18 protein-coding genes are annotated in these 18433 nt (G+C 64.4%); 8 read left to right on the top strand and 10 right to left on the bottom strand.

Translation table 11 applies throughout. The features are described 5' to 3' along the window. Positions 1-249: 249 nt before the first annotated feature. From L1066_RS20330 to L1066_RS20300, 7 genes are all read right to left on the bottom strand, one after another. Entirely contained in the window at positions 250-1566 is a 1317-nt protein-coding gene (locus L1066_RS20330) for a hypothetical protein (RefSeq protein ID WP_235738010.1), read from the bottom strand. After that, complete coding sequence (locus tag L1066_RS20325) at positions 1563-1883, bottom strand: PucR family transcriptional regulator (RefSeq protein WP_235738009.1); 321 nt, start codon at positions 1881-1883, stop codon at positions 1563-1565. The genes L1066_RS20330 and L1066_RS20325 overlap by 4 nt, the downstream gene beginning before the upstream one ends. 148 nt (positions 1884-2031) lie before the next feature. Next, positions 2032-2811, bottom strand: a complete 780-nt coding sequence (locus L1066_RS20320) for a PucR-like N-terminal domain-containing protein (protein WP_235738008.1) — start codon at positions 2809-2811, stop codon at positions 2032-2034. Positions 2812-3069: 258 nt separating this feature from the next. After that, positions 3070-5130: a copper amine oxidase gene (locus L1066_RS20315; protein WP_235738007.1), complete on the bottom strand. Its 2061-nt coding sequence runs from the start codon at positions 5128-5130 to the stop codon at positions 3070-3072. Next, entirely contained in the window at positions 5127-5879 is a 753-nt protein-coding gene (locus tag L1066_RS20310; protein WP_235738006.1) for a hypothetical protein, read from the bottom strand. The genes L1066_RS20315 and L1066_RS20310 overlap by 4 nt, the downstream gene beginning before the upstream one ends. A gap of 81 nt (positions 5880-5960) precedes the next feature. Next, complete coding sequence (locus tag L1066_RS20305) at positions 5961-7517, bottom strand: Ig-like domain repeat protein (protein ID WP_235738005.1); 1557 nt, start codon at positions 7515-7517, stop codon at positions 5961-5963. Continuing rightward, positions 7474-8370 (bottom strand): hypothetical protein, encoded by an 897-nt coding sequence (locus L1066_RS20300; RefSeq protein ID WP_235738004.1) that lies wholly within the window; start codon positions 8368-8370, stop codon positions 7474-7476. The genes L1066_RS20305 and L1066_RS20300 overlap by 44 nt, the downstream gene beginning before the upstream one ends. Positions 8371-8933: 563 nt before the next feature. Between L1066_RS20300 and L1066_RS20295 the strand changes: the two genes are divergently transcribed. The 7 genes from L1066_RS20295 (at position 8934) to L1066_RS20265 (ending at position 14752) form a co-directional block, all read left to right on the top strand. Further along, positions 8934-9677 carry a hypothetical protein gene (locus L1066_RS20295; protein ID WP_235738003.1) on the top strand — a complete coding sequence of 248 codons (744 nt, stop codon included), beginning with the start codon at positions 8934-8936 and terminating at the stop codon, positions 9675-9677. 118 nt (positions 9678-9795) lie between these two features. Continuing rightward, positions 9796-10431, top strand: a complete 636-nt coding sequence (locus L1066_RS20290; protein ID WP_235738002.1) for a hypothetical protein — start codon at positions 9796-9798, stop codon at positions 10429-10431. A 214-nt stretch (positions 10432-10645) separates the two neighbouring features. Continuing rightward, positions 10646-11251, top strand: coding sequence for a hypothetical protein (locus L1066_RS20285; RefSeq protein WP_235738001.1), 606 nt, complete (start codon positions 10646-10648; stop codon positions 11249-11251). Positions 11252-12034: 783 nt separating this feature from the next. Then, complete coding sequence (locus tag L1066_RS20280) at positions 12035-12328, top strand: helix-turn-helix domain-containing protein (RefSeq protein ID WP_235738000.1); 294 nt, start codon at positions 12035-12037, stop codon at positions 12326-12328. A gap of 287 nt (positions 12329-12615) precedes the next feature. Beyond that, positions 12616-13533, top strand: a complete 918-nt coding sequence (locus tag L1066_RS20275; protein ID WP_235737999.1) for a TIR domain-containing protein — start codon at positions 12616-12618, stop codon at positions 13531-13533. A gap of 9 nt (positions 13534-13542) precedes the next feature. Continuing rightward, the gene (locus L1066_RS20270; RefSeq protein WP_235737998.1) at positions 13543-14016 is read left to right on the top strand and encodes a hypothetical protein; all 474 of its coding nucleotides are present in this window, start codon (positions 13543-13545) and stop codon (positions 14014-14016) included. A gap of 25 nt (positions 14017-14041) precedes the next feature. After that, positions 14042-14752, top strand: coding sequence for a TIR domain-containing protein (locus L1066_RS20265; RefSeq protein WP_235737997.1), 711 nt, complete (start codon positions 14042-14044; stop codon positions 14750-14752). A 468-nt stretch (positions 14753-15220) separates the two neighbouring features. On the opposite strand, the gene L1066_RS20260 is transcribed toward L1066_RS20265, so the two are convergent. The 3 genes from L1066_RS20260 to L1066_RS20250 all read right to left on the bottom strand — a co-directional run bounded on the left by L1066_RS20260 (position 15221) and on the right by L1066_RS20250 (position 16369). Beyond that, the gene (locus L1066_RS20260; RefSeq protein ID WP_312008360.1) at positions 15221-15457 is read right to left on the bottom strand and encodes a helix-turn-helix domain-containing protein; all 237 of its coding nucleotides are present in this window, start codon (positions 15455-15457) and stop codon (positions 15221-15223) included. 81 nt (positions 15458-15538) lie between these two features. Further along, on the bottom strand, positions 15539-15823 hold the full coding sequence (locus L1066_RS20255; protein WP_235737995.1) for a helix-turn-helix domain-containing protein: 285 nt from the start codon (positions 15821-15823) through the stop codon (positions 15539-15541). Between the two features lie 204 nt (positions 15824-16027). After that, on the bottom strand, positions 16028-16369 hold the full coding sequence (locus L1066_RS20250) for a DUF6907 domain-containing protein (RefSeq protein WP_235737994.1): 342 nt from the start codon (positions 16367-16369) through the stop codon (positions 16028-16030). 234 nt (positions 16370-16603) lie between these two features. On the opposite strand from L1066_RS20250, the gene L1066_RS29215 reads away from it, so the two are divergent. Beyond that, positions 16604-18433 (top strand): ABC transporter permease, encoded by a 1830-nt coding sequence (locus tag L1066_RS29215; RefSeq protein WP_446499924.1) that lies wholly within the window; start codon positions 16604-16606, stop codon positions 18431-18433.

Below are 18433 nucleotides of genomic sequence, written 5' to 3'. Positions count from 1 at the left end.
GTGTCTCCCCCTGGGGCAAATGACTACCGCCCTTCCGTGCTGGTCTCGGTCGCCTGCGTCAATACATTGATACAGGCGAGGACCGACACGGCAACCGATCTGGAGCGAGACATATAAGTAGCATCCAGAAGTTGTCACGGGGGAGACAAAAACGGACCGGTACGACCCGTCGCATGGCCGTTAGAACGGCGCCTCTCGGGGCTGTCGCGGGTCGCCGATGCGGTCGCGCGATGGCACCGAAATGAGATCTCAGCTTCGACGAGCGACCGCGAACACCCAGGTTGCGGCGATCACCGAGACCGCGAGACCGACACTCGCTGCGGCGTACGCACTGAGCAGCCCCGAGGCTCCGGCAACTCCGCCAGTGAGGGAGAGCGCGACGGGGACGAGGTCGGCTCTACGCACCCGGCGTCGGGCATTGCGCGTCAGTGACAGCCCACGAACGATGCCGGTGAGGTCGAACTCGTCGAGCGTCACGGCGTGCTCCAGCCGAGGGGTGCCCGGCCGGTGGTCGGTGACGGCGAGGTCGCACTGTTCCAACGCCTGCAGGTTGGTGGCGGATCGAGTGCCGATGAAGCCGACCCGGTGGCCGTCGCCCTGCGTCCGCTTGACGACGTCCAGTCGACAGTCGGCGCCACAGCCGGCGATGTGTCGGGCAACGCCCACGTCCTCGGCCAGCGCGGCCGCGTCGCCTGCGGGGGCGTCGGTGACCAGCGTCAGGGGCGCCATGGCGGCGAGGTCTGCGCATTGCTCCCGGGCGTGTGGACGGAGCACGTCATCGACGGTGATCGCACCCAGCGTCCGGTGGTCGACCTCGACCGCCATGGTGACTCCGCGTATCTCGGGGGTCGTGAGGCCCAGCCAATCCGGTCGTCCGACCCGCACCGGATGGCGGTCGACGGCCCCGGTGAGCCCCTTGCCATCGAGCTCCTTGAAGTCCGTCACCCGTCCTTTGCCGGTACGTCGGGCCAACGCTGCGGTTGCAGGCTCGGTGGAGGAGTGGGAGAGGGCGCCGGCGAAGAAGAGCAGGTTGTTTCGGTGCTCCGCATCGATCGGTTCGACAGAGGTGATCTCCATCGATCCTGTGGTGACGCTGCGGTGCTTGTCGAGCACCAGGGAATCGAGGTCGCCGGCAGCCATCAGATGTTGCCCGTTCGGCAGCCCGATCCCTTGGCGTTGGGCGTGCTGGCGCAACGCCGCCAAGGTCAACGGACGACTGAGGAGCACGGCTCCCGGGGCGCTGGCGATACCGGCGGCTGCGAGGGTCGAGACCGCGGTCGAGGGTCCGTCGCGCAGTGCCCATGCGGTGCCGGCGACAGCCACTCCGAGAAGCACCGCCGCCCAGGATCGCCGTAGGAAGGGGCCGGGAACGCTCTCGCGACGCAGGAGTGCGATGGCAAGGGCAACCAGCACGACGCTTCCGGCCGCCGCGGCGCCGTAGGTGGTTGCCGCCGAAGCCCGCACGGCAGGCACGAGCCAGAGGAGGTGAAGGGCGAGCGCGGTGCATCCCGCCGTTGCCCAACCCATGGGGAGGGTGGCGACGGGCGGCTCGTCGTGTTCGTTCATGGGGCCCCTTGGGATGCCTTGAAACTCTGCACGTCGGTGAGGTCTCCCGCCTTCCACAGCGGCACGGTTGCCTTGAGAAGCGTCGTCACCGAGATCACGTAGTCGGGGTCGTGGAGCAGGTCGCCGAAGAGCTCGTTGATGCGTTTCCAGCGATAGCGCACGGTCTGCGGGTGCACGTGGAGCTTGCTGGCGATCGCAGGCGCGCTGTCGCGCGACTCCAACCAGGCGAGCATCGTCTCGGAGAGGATCTCGCGAGAGTTCGCTGTCTCCGCGAGCAACGGGGTGAGGAGCTCCTGGGTGAGTTGCTGGCGCAGCACCGGCTCGGCGTGCAGCCAGAGCTGGGTGGCGCAGGTCGCGGCAGCGGATCACGGGGTCGGGCGGGATGACGCCGGCGTCGACCAAGCTCCAGCGCACGGCGGGCCCACCGGTCCGCGGCGGCGCCCTGCGTGGGCAGCAACGGCCAGCTCACCGCGACCTCGGAGTCCTGGGCCCGCTCGGCTGACGCGGCGGGCCAGCTCCTCCGCGTCCCGGCTGGCGCTGATCAGCAGCGCGGGCCTGGTCGTCCGCCTGACCAGGACGCTGTCGTCGAACTCCCATCTCGGGGAAGGCGCCATGGTGGCTGACGCGCAGCACCACGATCTCCGCTGGGAGTGTCCATCCGGCACTCTTGGCCTCCGCCTTGAGCTCGGTGAGGCGAGCTTCGCAGTTGGGTACGTCGAGCAGCAGGGCGTCGATCAGGTGCTCGCGGACCCGCTCCGGGTGGCCTCGCCCGCGAACGGTTGCCAAGCGGTGGCCGCGCTCCACCTCCCGATCGAGGTGGTCGATGTAGGCGAGAAGCGCATCGCCGACGTGCCCGAGGAAGGCCGCGCTGAACTCGTGGTGGCTGGCATAACGGTGCAGCACCCGCCACGAATGCCGGGTCGCGATGCGGAGCGCCCGCCGCATCGGGTCCAGGGTGTGGCCTTCCTGGAGTTCGCCGAACCCCATGTCCTGGAAGAGCTTCGCGACCTGTGGGTCGGGCGGGGTCGGGCCGGCGAGGGTGTCGAGAAACTGGTGGGCCGCCTTGGTGACAGCAAGTGCGATCACCCGTTGTCGTTCGCCGCCCTCTGGTCCGGCGTAGGCCGAGACGGAGGCGCGGATGTCGGCCACGATCTCGGCCACGAGGGCCGGGATGGCGGTTCGCGCGTCCAGGATCAGTGCATTGAGATCGGATGGCTGGGAAACCTCAGCCTGGGCATGACTCATGACGCGTTTCCATGCAGCCCGCGCCCCCAAGTACGACAGACCATCGGCTTTCCCTCCGCGCTCCGGTGTGTTGTGGGTCACATGGTCCACCTTGGTGATGCAGATCGTCAAAGAGTCCTTGCAGCAGCGGCCCCGGTGCTGTCTGGATTCAAGCCCTCGGCGCGGTGCTCGACAAGCGAGGTCACCGGGAGGCGGGGAATCAGTGCCGAAAGTTGGCATGTGGGTGACAAATTCTGTCGGTGAATTGGGCGGAAGGGGTCATTTGCGGACCCGCACGGTGATCCGCTTCGCCGACCGCAGCACGTGGTCGGAGCCGCGATAGACGACACGGACCCGGTGGCGACCCAGCTTCTTGATGGCCTTCACCTTCAGTTTGACCCGGCCGGCGGCAAGGGCGCCGGAAGCGATGGTCTTCCCGCGCCGTTTGACGACCACGCGCCCGCCGGGCGTCGTACCGGGGGCGGTCACCTTGACCACGAGGACTCCCCGTCGGCCGGTGCGGAACTTCTTCTTGGCGATCTTGATGCGGCTCGCGACCTTGGTGGGGGTGGTCTGCGGCGGCTCGGGGACGAGGAGCGGCGCAGATTCCGCGGTCCCGGAGGGATAGCCGATCTGCGAGGCGGTCACCCTGACCGTGATCGCGGCGCCGAGGTCTTCCGCTCGAAGCACGTAGTCCTCACCGGTGACGGGCTGCAGGTGGGGGTCACCTCCGTGGTCGTGGTCGTCGCTGGCGACCAGGATGGGTTCGCCGTCGCGATACCAGAGGTAGGAGTAGGCCCACCGAGTCCTCGACTCGTTCCAGATGCCCCGGTCGGCCCGGAGAGCGTCGCCCGTGCCGGGCGAGGTGGTCCCGACCTTGATCGACGGCGGCACGATGTTGGTGGCGACACAGGGGGAGCCGAAGGAGTCGATCCAACCGGCGCCGTTGATGCAGAGTCGTTCGGGCGGGGTGCTGGGCTTCTGGGCGAAGAAGTCGCGGGGAACGAGCTGGAACCGTTGCCAGTGCATGTGCATCGGACTCTGGTCCTCGTCGCGGTCGACATGGTGGAACCCGACGTTGACCCAGGCGACAGGATCGTCGAGTTCCTCAGTGTCCTGCGCGACGTAGTCCAGGACCGACAGGCCCGGGCAGTCGGCGTTGAGGTTCATCGATGCATATTCCTGGCAGGGCTGCGCGTTGGTGAAGCTCACCAGCGGCGTGAAGACCTCCATGTCGGTGTGAGGATCGTTCTGGTTGACGATCTCGTAGGAGCGCGGGTGGCCGTCCGGGTTGAGGGAGCCGGGGTTCACCACCCGGAACCAACTCCGCTCGTCGATGTCTTCGCCGGCAACGGCATGGAAGGATGACTCCTTCTGTGCGCCGGTGCCCTCGAGGCGCGGGGTGAGTCCGGCCTCCGCAGTGTTCTCGTGATCCCACTGCTGGACGTACTGCCGCTCGGCGTCGTCGATCCCGAAGTCGACACGCCAGATGGCGTTGTGCCAGTGGGAGGCGGCGTGGGTGTGGCCGCCGAGTGGGGCTTCGGCGCCGCCGAGGGGCCAGCCGAACCTCGGATCGGCGGAGAACATGGTGCCGCCGGGGCCACCGGGTGCGACGTCGCCGGTGGCGCCCAGCCCGATGTCGAGCTGGCCCTGGTCGTCGAGCTTGATGCTCTGTTGGTATTCGTACCAGGAGATCTTGGAGAGTGAACTGACCTCGAGTGCGGTGCCGCGTTCGGCGATCCGAGCCTCCTTGGTGCCCTCGGCCTCGAGTGAGTGCGTGGCGAGGCCGGTCTCGACCTCGCTGGTGCAGATGCCCGGGACGGTGCGGCTCACCAGCTCATCTCGGCGCAGGTAGGTCTGCGTGACCTCGACCTGGTCGCCGGGGCAGGTGACGTCGTTCTGGGGGATGAGGTGCTCGCCGCCGAAGCCGTAGGAGGTGATGTCGTTGTACTGCACCAGCCCGTTGTCGTAGGGCACGTTGAGCTGCGCCAGCCACAACTGGTCGAGCACACGTTTGTAGCCGGCGTACTCCCGAGTCGTGGGTGGCTTGAACTCGACGTTCTCGAGCACGAGCCCCTTCGTCTCGTCGATCCGCGCACACATCCGCCACGACGCCCCGTTCGCCAGGCTCTCCTCGATCATGCTCTCCGGGCAGGGGAGATCGTCGGGCGAGACCCCACCGTTGGTCGAGCCTGTCGAGACCCCTCCGTTGGTCGAGCCTGTCGAGACCCCTCCGTTGGTCGAGCCTGTCGAGACCCCGTTGGTCGAGATCCCACCGTTGGTCGAGCCTGTCGAGACCATCGCCACGACGACGAGCCCAACAACCCCAGCCAGCCTCACGACCCCTCCTCGTTGACAAGCAGAACCCGCTTCCGGCTCAGGTCGACCACGAACTCCCATGTGGCCAGGTAAGCCCCGCTGGGTGTGCGCAGCATCAATTGCGCACACCGGTTCTTGCCACATGAGGCGCCACCGAGGGTGCTCCCGTCGTGGACGAAGGTGCCGACGACGGCGGTGACCTGGTCGGAGGAGAGCAGGGGAGTGCCCTGGGCCTCCTCGAACTCGCGGAGGAACTCCAAGGCGGGCTGGTGCTCGATGGCCACCTGGACTGCCACGCTGGCTTCTGCCGTCGACATCGGTGCCTGCATACGGCGGTGGGCTCGCGTCAAGACGGTGCCGGTGCTCAGGTTGACGGTCTGCTGGAGGCCGGTGTTGCTGGTGTAGTCGTAGAGGTGGACGACCGCCATGCGATCGGTGCTCTCTGCGCTGGCCGGGAGCTCGGCGCTGAGGATTTCGGCACCCGGTTCTCCGAGTACGTCGGTGGCTTTCTGTGGGAGGTGCGCGTTGCGGGTCGCGAGGGAGATGGCATAGCCGGTCTCTTCTGCACTGAGCGGGTCACGGGGAGCGCCCAACGGCGGTCGCTCCTCGGGGAGCGAGCCGTCGCCGAGTACGACGAAGTCGTCACCAGGCGTTGCGCCGGCGCTGCTCGCCCGCTGGCCGCGGGACTCGACCAGGCTGAACACGAACCCGCAGAGCAGTGCTGCGGTCACGGCCGCGACGAGCAGCCTCCTGCGTCGGGTACGTCCCATGATTCCTCCCGGATGAACGGCTGGAACTGCATGTGGGTGGACGCCGACGGCGCCCACCCACATGCGGTCATGCTGGCGTGATCACTTCACGCGGAACTTCGACTTCGCGGTCGACTTCTTGTTCGCCTTGTTGCCTGCGTACTTGGCGGCGATCTTGTATTGGCCCTTCTTCAACTTCTTGAGCTTGACCTTGGCCACGCCCTTCTTGTTGAGATTCACGGCCTTGTTGAAGGCCTTCTTCTTGCCGAGCTTGACGACGACCTTGACCTTGCCGGCGGGCTTGTTGCCCGTCACTTTGACCGTGAAGTTGGCCTTGCCGTTCTTCTTGCCCTTCTTGGTGTTCTTGACCTTGGGCTTGCCGATCTGGGTCTTGGTCGTGCTGACGGCCGGTGCCAGCGCGACGACTGCAGCGGTTGCCGTCGAGTCGGACGTGAGAACCTCGCCGTCCTTGGTGGCGACCGTCCGGAAGGCGATCTTCTTGCCCACCTCGGCCTTGCTCAACGTCAGCGTCGTGCTGTCTGCACCGGCGATCTGGGTGCCGTTGGCGAGCCACTCATAGGTGATCTCGGGTCCACCCGAGAAGCTCGCCGGGGTGCCGGTCAGGGTCTGGCCTTCCTTGGCGGTGCCTGCGACAGTCGACTCGGAGATGGTCATCACCTTGCGCTGGATGGCGAAGGCGTAGTCCTGCCCCACGGAGACTGAAGCCACCCCACGGCCGTCTAGACCATCCGGGACGTTCGAAGGCGTTCCGAAGCTGTTGCCCCAGGTGGTGATGGCACCGTCGGAATCGATCGCGAGGTTTGTGTCAGCACCTGCGCTGATCTGAGTAATGATCTTGCCATCCAGCGACGCGGGTACTTGGTTATACATTGTGCCGCGACCCACGGTCGCACTCTTGCCCCAGGAAGCAAGAGTGCCGTCGGCGAGGAGTGCGAGGCCGCCGTCGGACCGGGCCTCGATGTCCTTCACCGCTCCGGGAAGGGTCAGCTCAGTCGGGAGGTGGCTGACTTGCTTGTTCGTGTCATCGCCCCAAGCGACGACAGAACCGTTGGCGCGCAGGGCGTAGGTGTGCTGCGTTCCAGTTACAACCTTAGTGACGTTGCTGAGCCCCTCTGGCACGTCGGTCTGTCCGTATGTGTTGTTTCCCCAGGCGACGACGGTGCCGTCTTCCTTGATGCCGACCGCATGGCCGCCCCCCATGCTCACCTGGACCAGGTTGCTGACGTCGACAGCGCTGGGATCGGCGCCGGTTGCTGGAGCTCCCCAAAAGGTCATCTCGCCGGCGTCATTGAGCGCGACGTAGACGGATCCGCTCATGGAGACTGAGACGTCGACTACCGTCTGATTGATGAGGGAGGAAGGCGGCTCGTACTCGGGTTTGTCGGTACTTGTGAAAACCTTGCCCGACGCAGACAAGAACACTGCGTGCTTAAAACCTGACTCCACCTTAGCGAGCGGGGTGTTGAGTAGCGCTGCTGAAAGTGTGGGATCGGAAGTGTCGGGTACGCCCCATGCCAGCGCCTGCCCGGCATCGGACGGGGTAGTGGTCGCCTGCGCTCCGCCAGCTGTGAGCAGACCGACAGCGACTGCGAGGCTACCTACGGTGGCTACGCCGCGGGTTAGCAGTCTCGATGACATGTTCTCTCCTTGTTGTTGAGGCCGGTGGTCGGTCAGGGTCGCTCCGGGGGAGGTTGACGTGACCGGGAATTGCGTCGGGACAGGTCGCGGCGGCGTCGTACTCGCCGACTTGCGGCAGATTCGTATGGGTGCAGGGAACGAAGGGACTGTTCGCGTGTAGTGCCACCCCGTTGTCTGGGCCCGACACGGTGGCCGTCAGCAGCGCGGACACGTCCTCGCCGGACTCGGTGACGCAACTCGCGAAGGCGGGGACGTCGACGGTGCCGGACAACAACCCGCCCGCAGCGGGGGCGTAGTGGCCGCTCAGCCACGGCTTGAGCTCGTTCACGGTGGGATCGCGGGAGATGAAACCCGCGCCGTGGAGGGCGAGGGTAGCCATCTCCACCGTTTTGCAGCCGGGACGCAGTCCAAGGTCGACGCCGTCGACGATGACCGCCTGGACGAGCACATCCAATTGTTCGGCGACCTCGGTGTCCTCATAGAACCGGGTGCCGGCCCACGCTGGCCAGTCAGGAGGCTGTGTCCCGGAGCGGTAGTAGTCGTCGTAGTTGGTGACAACCAGCGGAATCGGTAGACCTGCAGCATCGCGACGTTGCGCCATGCGTAGTGTCGCGGTCACGGGGATGCTGCCGAACGCTACGGTGCGCACAGTGAACGGCGCGGTTAATCCGTAGTTGTGGGGTGCGTTGGCCTCCGGCATCAGATACAGGTAGTTGGTAGCTTTCTTACGGTCCATCCGCGGGTCACCGGGCGGCAGCGGCACCGACTGTGTGAGGTTGTAGACGGTTGTTACCTGCATGGGCACACGCGTCCACTGCTTGGCCTTCTTGGCTTCGGCCGCGCCACCCTGCACGACAGGGGTCCAAGCGCCGCCCTGCTCAGGTGGGTTCGGAAGACCAGGACGAGGTCCGTCCGCGTTTCCGGCCGAGCCGCCGACCACTGTCAACGCGGTGGCAAGTAGCGCTATCCCCGCGAGAACCCGCACCACAGACTGTCGTTGCATGTGACGACAGTTGCAGCCGACGAGTCGCGTCACAATCGGATTGATGGATAACGCGGGCTCATCGGTGGAACAGGTCGCGTTTCTTGTCACCTACATGACAAGTCCTCGGTAGCGCCGGAGCATTCAGCTTCGGTCGCCTGCCGCTCGAGCCGAGTCTCGGGATGCGATGGTGGTCCGTTTTCGGGCGGTGCCCCAACCAACGTGGAAACACTGGCCGGAAGGCCGAAGTTGTCACGCGCATAACAACTTCTGCGACTTCTTGGGCTCGAGATGGTCCCGAAACCCCACGTGGGACTGGACGTCCAAGCACCAGACGCGCCCAACATGTGTCCGTGGCGTGAATCACGTCACATACCAACGAGAAGGGAACTCCCATGAGGAAGTCACTGATCGGGGTCGCCGTCGGCGGACTCGTGACCACTGCGGCCATCGGCGCTGCAGCATTTGCGCACCCCTACACCTATACGGTCAGCGTCGGCGGTTCGACCGCGCCGGCCAGCCACCTGTTCTATGCCAGCGATGTCAATGGGATTGACTTCTCCGTGAAGAGGCTCTCTGACGCGACCGTCACGCCGATGTCGTGCGACGAGGTCAACGCGGAGGGTGAGGTCTATTCGGGAACCGGCATCGACCCGATCGGGGTCATCAAGCAGGTGAGCTTGGCAAACGCACCCGACATCGTCGGGCCGGCCAACAACCCTGGGCAGGCCACGGAGTGGAAGGGATGCACGGGACCATTTGGTTTGGATATGACCGTCAAGCAGTTGAACGACTGGGAAGTACATGCTGACGGAACCAACCCGACGTCTGCGCTGACGAACATCGTCAGTGGCTACGTCAGTGGTCCGAACAATGACCCCCTGCGAGCGCATGTCTTTGCAACCTTGGGCGGCAAGGAGGGCACCAGCTGCAACTTCATCGTCGAGGGTTACGCCGACGGCAACTTCGACGAGTCGGACCAGACTCTGAACATCACCGAGACCGGATTCAGTGGTGATCTGACCGTGGTCTCCACGGAAGGTGATTGTTTCGAGCTCGTTCCCGCCGGCTCACCCGCCGACTTCGAGGGCTCCTTCGAGATCGGCAAGGACGACTCGGGTAACACCAAGGGCAACATCACGGTGAACCACCCGATCAACCTCATCTCCACCCCGTGAACCCACGCGACTAGATGAAGGAGTGGGGCGCTGGGAGCTAGACCTTCTCAGCGCCCCAATCTCGGGATCGTCGCAGCAGTTGCAAGACCCTTGTCTCTGAGAATCGTGAGGAGAAGTTGTGAAGAAAAGTGGTGGAACGTTACGTCGCATGGCCGTTGGCCTTGCCAGCGCTGGAGTAGTTGCGGCAACGATGATGCCGTCGTCGGCCTCGGCGGCGCCGATTCTGAACGTTACTTATGATGCAGGCGGTTCCGCTTACATCGCGAGCACCGACTCGTCCATTGATCTGGGCCCGTCGACGCTTACAACCCAGTTGGACTATGCGACCGGAGACTTTACCGGTTCGATGCCCTTGCCCGGCACGACCACCAAGTTCGAGGTCGCTGGCTTCATCCCCGTGAAGGCCGATGTTGCGTTCGTTGAGGCGGCACCGGTGACGGGCACCCTGAGCGCTGGCCAGGTGGGCAGTCGCGTCGATGGCGTCGCGAGCTACCACATCCGGCTTTCGAACATCAAGATTGTCGGTTTCCCGACCATCACCGGCAATCACTGCCGAACCATCAATCCGGTGACGATTCCGATCTCGTCTCCGCCCGAAGGCGGTTTCGATCTCTTCGTGGGCGGCACGGTCCACGGCGAGTTCTCCATCGGGGACTTCCAGAACTGTGGGCTCAACACCTGGCTGATCAACCTCCTGATCCCCGGATCGGGCAACCAGGTGGAGATCGACATGGCCAACGCTCGACTCAGCTGATGACAGACAGGCGGCTGGCATCGGCCGAGAGCCGAGCCAGCCGCCTGTGTTCAGGAAGGTTGGTGAAGAGATGAGAAGAACAACCCTGAGTGTGCTCGGAGCGGTGGCCGTATGCGCTGCGTTGACTGCAACTGCAGTTGCGCATCCAGACACCCATACGGTGAGCGTCGGCGGGTCGACGGCACCCGGGAGCCACCTCTTCTATGCTAGCGACTTGAGCGGTGTGGCCTTTTCGGTCAAGAGAGTTTCGGATTCAACTGTCACCTCCATGAGTTGCGACGACGTCAATCTGGAGGGCGAAGTGCATTCCGGCTCTGGTGTTGACCCGTTCATGGAAATCAAACCGGTTTCACTGCTGAACGCGCCAGATATAGTTGACGGCTCGGAGCGCAAGGGTTGCATTGCTCCGTTCAGCCTGGATATGCGCATCATCCAGACTAATGACTGGGAAGTCCATGCGCTCGGAACCGCAAGTGCGTCGGCCACGGATGTCTTGAACATCTATCTGAGTGGGCCGAATGATGCTCCGCTTCAGGTTCACGTGTATGCCACGTCAGGAGGGCCGACTGGAACGACGTGCAACTTCGTCGTCGAAGGCTACGTGGATGGCACTTTCGACGAAGCGGCGCAGGTGCTGGCGTTTGACGAGAGCGGCTTTAGCGGAGACCTGACGATCGTCTCGGCGGCTGGCGACTGCCTGGGTCTCACGCCAGTCGGGAGCGTGATCGACGTCAACAGCAGCTTCAAGATCGGCACGGACAGCGTCTGGAACACCAAGGGGAACATCACCGAGGTGTATCCCATCAACTTGATGCCCTGAGTGCCGGGGCGCAGCCCGCCAGGAGTCAAGTGGGGGTGCCGGACCCTAGACCTGCCCAGCACCCCCAACTTGACCTTAACTACCCAACGAAAGCACCCCGAGATCGTCACGCCTCAAGTCGGCGCTACGACCTGCCCTACTGGAGCAGCCCCGAAGGGCTCGCTGCGGCGGCTGGCTAGCAAGAAGGACAAGCGCGAGGGTCAGGCGCGCCAGCGGCTGACTCATCCGCGTCTCAATTAGGGGCCGCAGGGCTGGTGGTCCTGCTGAGCCTCCCGAAGCCGCCAATTCGGCGGCTGTCAGTGAACAGATAGGAGCAACAAGTGAGAGTGCCGGCGTACCACTCAAGCAATCAGTCCGATCCGGACATCCATCACAACCACAGTGACTGCCCCACGGGGCAGCAGATTCCCGCTCACAACAAACTCGACGGGACCGGGGGATACCCGCGCTGTAAGCAGTGCGTCAGCAAGGGGTGAGCCAGTAGCGGTCCCTGGTGCTCGGGCACCGAGGGACTGGCTACTTGTGCCTCAGCGCGGGAGGTAGGACTGCCGCGACGGAGTTGCACGTCTATCTGAGTACACGCCCCACTCCTGCTCATCTCCGTATGCCCGAGGAGGCCGGACAATCAGTTGTCCTGGCGGATCGTCGGAGTGTCGGAGGGGTCATCCACGATGTGCACGAGGGCTCAGGATCCGGGTCGCCGGCTTTGCTGGCGCAACACGTTGAGCCAATGGATCAATATGTTGATCCACTCTCGATCGTGGTGCGGAACAGGGTTGATGTGTGCCGGCTACCGACCATCAACCCGACTTCGCCGAGAAGGCGAAGCTCTTCGGAGACAAGGTCCGCAGTCGCCGCGCTGAGTTGGGTCTCTCCGAACGTAGGCTCGCCGAGCGGGCGAGCCTGAGTCGGGGCTACATCTCGCTTCTCCTGAAGGACCGCGGTAGCCACAAAGACGCGCAGGGTGAGTTCAAGCTTCCGAATCCCACGCTGGACGTGATCTGGCGCTTGGCCGACGCCTTGGAAGTCGAGCCCGCGTACTTGGTCGACTCCAGCCGCCCGGTAGAGCGTCACTGAACACGGCCGGCTCCCGCTGAACAATGGCGACGTCGGTCGGAGTTCCAGCCGCAGGGTGCCGCCTCGTAGCGAGCGGTTGACAACAGAAGAGAGCCGGTAAGACGCAACTCCGAAGCGGGCGTTGGCTTGCGACAACTCTGGGCGCTCCAACGGCGTCGACGCACTGATTGCCTCCGCCTCCCGTTCCCATGCACGCCAAACACAACCGCCAAGTGTCGCGTTTGGCTCGGGTCCGTCGGGCGGCTCTACTAGATTATGGCTGGGCAGCCAAGAGATGTGGAGAAGCGGTGGCGGTGGAGTCGGTCAAGGATGAGCGAGCGGTGTTCGTCGTGCACGGGCGTAACGAGGCTCTCCGAAAGTCAATGTTCGAATTCCTGCGAGCACTCGACCTCGCGCCAATCGAGTGGAATCGTGCTGTGGAACTAACCGGATCGGGGTCACCGTACATCGGCGAGGTGCTTGACGCTGCGTTCGCGCACGCGCAGGCGGTGGTCGTACTCCTCACCCCGGACGAGGTGGCGTACCTTCAGCCCCGTTACGGGCACGGTGCAGGTGACCCCGAGACCCAGCCCGCGGCCCAAGCGCGTCCCAACGTGCTATTTGAGGCCGGCATGGCGCTGGGCCGAGACCCCGGCCGCACCGTCGTTGTGGAGGTTGGCGAAGTCCGTCCGTTCTCGGACATCGCGGGCAGGCACACGATCCGCCTTACTGACAGCGCATCTTCGCGTCAGAGTCTCGCTAAACGACTCGAAACCGCCGGCTGCGCAGTGAACTTGACGGGGACGGACTGGCTCAGGACCGGTGACTTCGCGACCCCGCCGCCACCCGGTGACGGACTTACATTGGGCCGCCGTGTTCCGTCGAACCCGACTCCGCGTCCGCCTGTGGACTTCGACGTGAAGTACCGCTCGCTGGGCGGCAAGAGTCTCGGCGGTAGCCTTCAGGTCATCAATCGAGGCACTGAGACCGCCTACGACGTCACGGTCTCCATTCCGACGGAAGCAGCACTTAGCCTGCGTGAAAAGGACGAGACCATCGTGAAGATTCCCGGCGGCGGGAGGTCAGTCACACTCGCGACGCTGAACCGTGGAGCAAGGACCATGGGCGGTCCGTTCGGAGAGGTGCGCTTTGACATCACTGTTTCCGGGCGCGACGAGTCCGGCCAGACAGTCCGGCAGGACGTGTTTCTCGATATCAACGGCTAGGATTCACTCGTGAACGACGAGATCAACATTCCCGTGAGTCTCCCTCTTGATGCAGATGGCTTCCTTCGGCGCGAATGCCCGAACTGCGAGGAAGAGTTCAAGTGGTTCAGCCACGCCGAGGGCGACCCAGACGCCGAGCAAGTCGACCAGTACTTTTGCCCGCGATGCGGCCAGGGTGCCGGACTCGACTCGTGGTGGACGCCCGCACAACTCGAGTACGCCCACGGTGCCGCAGCGCCCGCCATCGATGACTTCGTCAATGGGGCGCTCGACGACCTGTTCAAGGGACTGAACAGCAAGCATTTGAAGGTGAAGCGGAGTGGGCGCTACAGCAGCGGTACGCCGACTCCAGAGTCTCTCCATGAGCCTGACGACATGGTCATTGTCGAATCGCCTTGTCACCCGAACGAGCCGGTGAAAGTGTCGGGCGACGCAACCGATCGGGTCTATTGCCTCGTATGCGGCTCGCCGTTCGCTGCATGACTCTCACTTGGAAGATGAATGCCCAGTGACCGACTCTCGCGCCGTCTTTGTTGTCCACGGACGCAACGTTCCCGTCAGGGACTCGATGTTCAACTTCTTACGCGCTGTCGGACTCAAGCCGCTCGAATGGGAAACGGCGGTCGGTCTGACCGGCAAAGCCTCGCCATACATCGGTGAGGTTCTAGATGCTGCGTTCGACCATGCTCGCGCGGTTGTCGTCTTGATGACGCCCGACGAAGTCGCCTATCTCGACCAGCAGTGGGCCAGCGGGCCCGACGATGACCAGACGACGCCGGCGCCCCAGGCTCGTCCAAACGTGTTGTTTGAAGCTGGGATGGCCCTCGGAAGGAACCCGGACCACACCCTACTTGTCGAGATTGGCAGCGTTCGGCCCTTCTCAGACGTTGGAGGACGTCATGCGTTACGACTTTCGAACGATGCGACGACTCGATCCTCGTTTGTGACCCGTCTACGCAACTCAGGGCTTGACGTCGATACAAGTGGCGGCGACTGGCTCAACGTCGGCGACTTCACCGCTGCGGCGCCAGGAGGTGGACTTCCGCTCGGGCGACGAGTACCGTCAAGTGCCATTCAAGTAAAGCCCATCAAGTTCGACGTCGCCTTCAACCGAACTTCCGGCTCTGCATCATTCGACAAACTCCGCATCATCAACCGGGGGCGGAGACAGCATTCAACGTCATTGTCGTACTTCCGGACGATGCTTCCCTTGAGCTAGTTGACACGGCCCGTCTAATCGAGAAGGTCCCAGGCGGAGGCAAGTCGGTGACACTCGACGTTTGGAACAAGAACAACACATTCGGAGACGCAGGACGAGATGCCTTCGACGTGACAGTCGCGGGCCATACGGCCGAGGGCGAGAGAGTGACCCAAGACGTATTCGTCGACATTAACGGGTAGCAGACGAGGTTTGTGCGAGCCGGGCGTTCCTCTCCTCAGCCCGGTTTTGACGTCCGACTCTGTACTCCGGACGTTTCGGCGACCAGTTCAGACAAGTTCAAGCTGCTCGCTCAGGCAGGGTCATTCTGGAGCCGGTTTGACACATGGCGTGCGAGATCCGATGACTCGACTCGCTGCAGTGTGGGGCCCGGCTCGTCTGCGTTCGGTATCACGCGTCGTACTCCCCGGGGCGGCGGGAGCAACATTGCAGTTCAGCCAGGGATGGAACTTGAGCGTTACGGTGGCGTCACTCGGAGTCGCCGTGTGGACCGCGGGAGCACAGCAAGTCATCGGTGTGGACGCCGAGTTGTTCTGCCAAGCCTTCGATGACCTGCACACTCATGTTGCGCTCGCCGCGTTCGATGGCGCCGATGTAGGTGCGGTGGTTTCCCAACTGCTCGGCCAGCTTCTCCTGGCTCAAACCTCGGCTCTGTCGAAGTTCGCGTATCCGTGCGCCGAGTTGGCGCTGCAAGTCTCCGGTCACAGATCGAGTCTGGGTTCGCGCTACTGATCAATCTACAGACTTATAAGTAGCGAAATCGGAGAACTCCGCTTCGGGAATGGTCTAGCTCGGCGCGGGGGGCTCGCCCTCTGGGGGAGTGGGTGGCGGCACGGGCTCGACTGGGTGTTTCCAGTCGGTCAGATAGCTCATCTCGACGCGAAGGGCGAGCGCCAGCTTGAAGATCGTGTCCAGTTTCGGGTAGCTCGGGCTTGGTTCGCCGCCCGCATAGAAACGTGCATACAGAATGTTCTGGATGTTGCTGCGACTGATCTGGCTGAGCGTGATCAACTCGCCCTGGGTGAGCCCTCGCGCCTCTCGTGCTGCCTCGACCTTCTTGCCGAGCAGCATCGCCAACACCGCGGGTCGCGGGTGGTCAGGGTCGGGTGAAGTCTGCACGCCAACCACCCTGTTGGGGTGAGACTGATAAGTCTGCACAATGCATTGGGCATTTGTTCACGCCCGTCCGGACAGAGGGCGGCGGCTTGTCAAACACGCCGACGACTGTCGTGGGGCCTGCCGAGAAGATCTACAGATGGATAAGTAGCGCAGCGGTCAAGTCAAGTCGCCGCTGATCGCCTCAAGATGACGGGTAAGGGCGACGTTCAAACGGCGAGCGCTCTCGCGGCTGAGCTGGAGGTGCTGGCCCGGTCGGTCCGGCTCTCCGATGAAGAGCCAGTCTTCGTGATGCCCACTCTTGCGGGAGGTGACGATGAGCAATTCCGTCTGCACTGCCTCGACCTGGCCCTGCCCCGTCCCGCGCCCCAGGAGCACAGGGACGTAGGCCGCGGCGCTGTCGTGGTAGTGGTCGTCGGGATGGTCCTGCTCGAGGTGATTGCTGCGGCACCAAGGAGGGCATGCCTCTCCCGCGATGCCGACTCTCTGCTCGTCGTCCATGGCCCACCTCGTTGCGTTGTACGGAGCTAATTACACGAATGTAGTTTGCGGGTCCGACGAGCCGGCCGGAGGCAGATGCAGCTGGCCCTGTGGGCTGTTGCCCTCCAAAAACTTGTCAACTGCATCACAACTATTCGACCTGTCTTGGGCGCCACCGAAATTTCTGGCCGAGAGCCCACTCCAGTGGGCTACGCCACACCTAGTGTCGCTGCTGGCACCGGTCGCTGGCGACCGGTGCCACCCACAGCCGCACTTCTCGGACGTGTCGGCGTCACCAAGAAGAGGGAGACGATGGGCGGACTTGTCGAGGTCACCGGCCTGAGCAAGAGCTTCGGCCGGCAGAACATCTGGCACGACGTGAGCCTGACCCTGCCGCCGGGGGAGATCACCGCGCTGCTCGGACCGTCGGGCACGGGCAAGTCGGTCTTCCTCAAGGCGCTGATCGGTCTGCTGGAGCCGGAGGAGGGGCAGATCCTCATCGACGGCGTCGACATGGTCTCCTCCCGGGAGTCCAAGCGGCTGGAGCTGCGCAAGAAGTTCGGCGTGCTCTTCCAGGACGGCGCCCTCTTCGGATCCCTCAGCGTCTATGACAACGTCGCCTTCCCGCTGCGCGAGCACACCCGCAAGCCGGAGCGGGAGATCCGCGAGATCGTGCTCACCAACCTCGAGCTGGTGGGTCTGCTGGGCCAGGAGCACAAGCTGCCCGGCGAGATCTCCGGCGGCATGAAGAAGCGTGCCGGTCTCGCCCGGGCGCTGGTCACCGACCCCGAGATCATCCTCATCGACGAGCCCGACTCGGGCCTCGACCCGGTGCGCACCTCCAACCTCGCGCAGCTGCTCATGGAGGTGAACGCGGCCACCGACACCACGATGCTCATCGTCACCCACAACATCGAGCTGGCCCGCACCCTCCCCGACAACCTCGGCATGCTCTATCGCCGCGAGCTGGTGATGTTCGGCCCCCGCGAGGAGTTCCTGCTCACCGACCACCCCGTGGTCAGCCAGTTCATGAGCGGCGACCCCGACGGGCCGATCGGCATGAGCGAGGAGACCGACCACAGCTCCAACCACCAGGTCGACTTCGACCTGCCCGAGGGCGGGCCGGGCGACACCGCCCTCCTCACCCGTCACGCGGGTGCGCGTCCCATCGAGGTGCTGCCCCGCCAGCTGGTGCCCCGTACCGGCATCCCGCGGGCCGGCGGAACCCGGCATCGCGAACGCGTCACCAGCGGCGAAGCGCGGCTCTACGTCGCCGACGACGACGAACACGACCGAGCGCGCCGCGTTCCCACTCGAGGATTCGTCACCCGCGCGCTGACCAACATCGGCGCCCTCTTCGCCCTGGCCCTCGACACGATCCGAGCCACCTTCCGGCGACCCTTCTCGGCGCGCGAGGTGCTGGAGCAGTTCTGGTTCGTGGTCAGCGTCTCCTGGATGCCGGCCATGCTGGTCGCCATCCCGTTCGGCGCCGTGATCGCGCTGCAGCTCGGCACCCTGACCGTGCAGATCGGCGCGCAGTCGTTCACTGGCGCTGCCAGCGTGTTGGCCGTCGTACAACAGGCCGCGCCGATCGTCACCACCCTCGTGATCGCCGGCGCCGGTGGTGCCGCCATCTGCGCCGAGCTCGGTGCCCGGCGCATCCGCGACGAGATCGACGCGATGCGGGTGATCGGCATCGACCCGGTGCAACGCCTCGTCGTACCCCGGGTGCTCGCCTGCGTCTTCGCGGCCGTGCTGCTCAACGGGCTGGTGTCGGTGGTCGGCGTGCTCGGCGGCTACTTCTTCAACGTGGTCGTCCAGGGCGGCACCCCGGGCGCCTACCTCTCCAGCTTCACCGCGCTCGCCCAGATCCAGGACCTGTGGGTGGGGGAGATCAAGGCCGTCATCTTCGGCTTCGTCGCTGGTGTCGTCGCCTGCTACCGCGGGCTCAACACCCCACCCGGCCCCAAGGGCGTGGGCGACGCCGTCAACCAGTCGGTGGTCATCACCTTCCTGCTGCTCTTCTTCGTCAACTTCGTGATCACCACCCTCTATCTGCAACTGTTCCCCGGGAAGGCGGCCTGA

This window comes from Nocardioides alcanivorans (assembly GCF_021555175.1).
In the GTDB taxonomy this organism is placed as follows: Bacteria; Actinomycetota; Actinomycetes; order Propionibacteriales; family Nocardioidaceae; genus Nocardioides; species Nocardioides alcanivorans.
The sequence above is the reverse complement of the archived record's forward strand: the minus strand, read 5'-3'. Positions and strand labels throughout refer to the sequence as shown.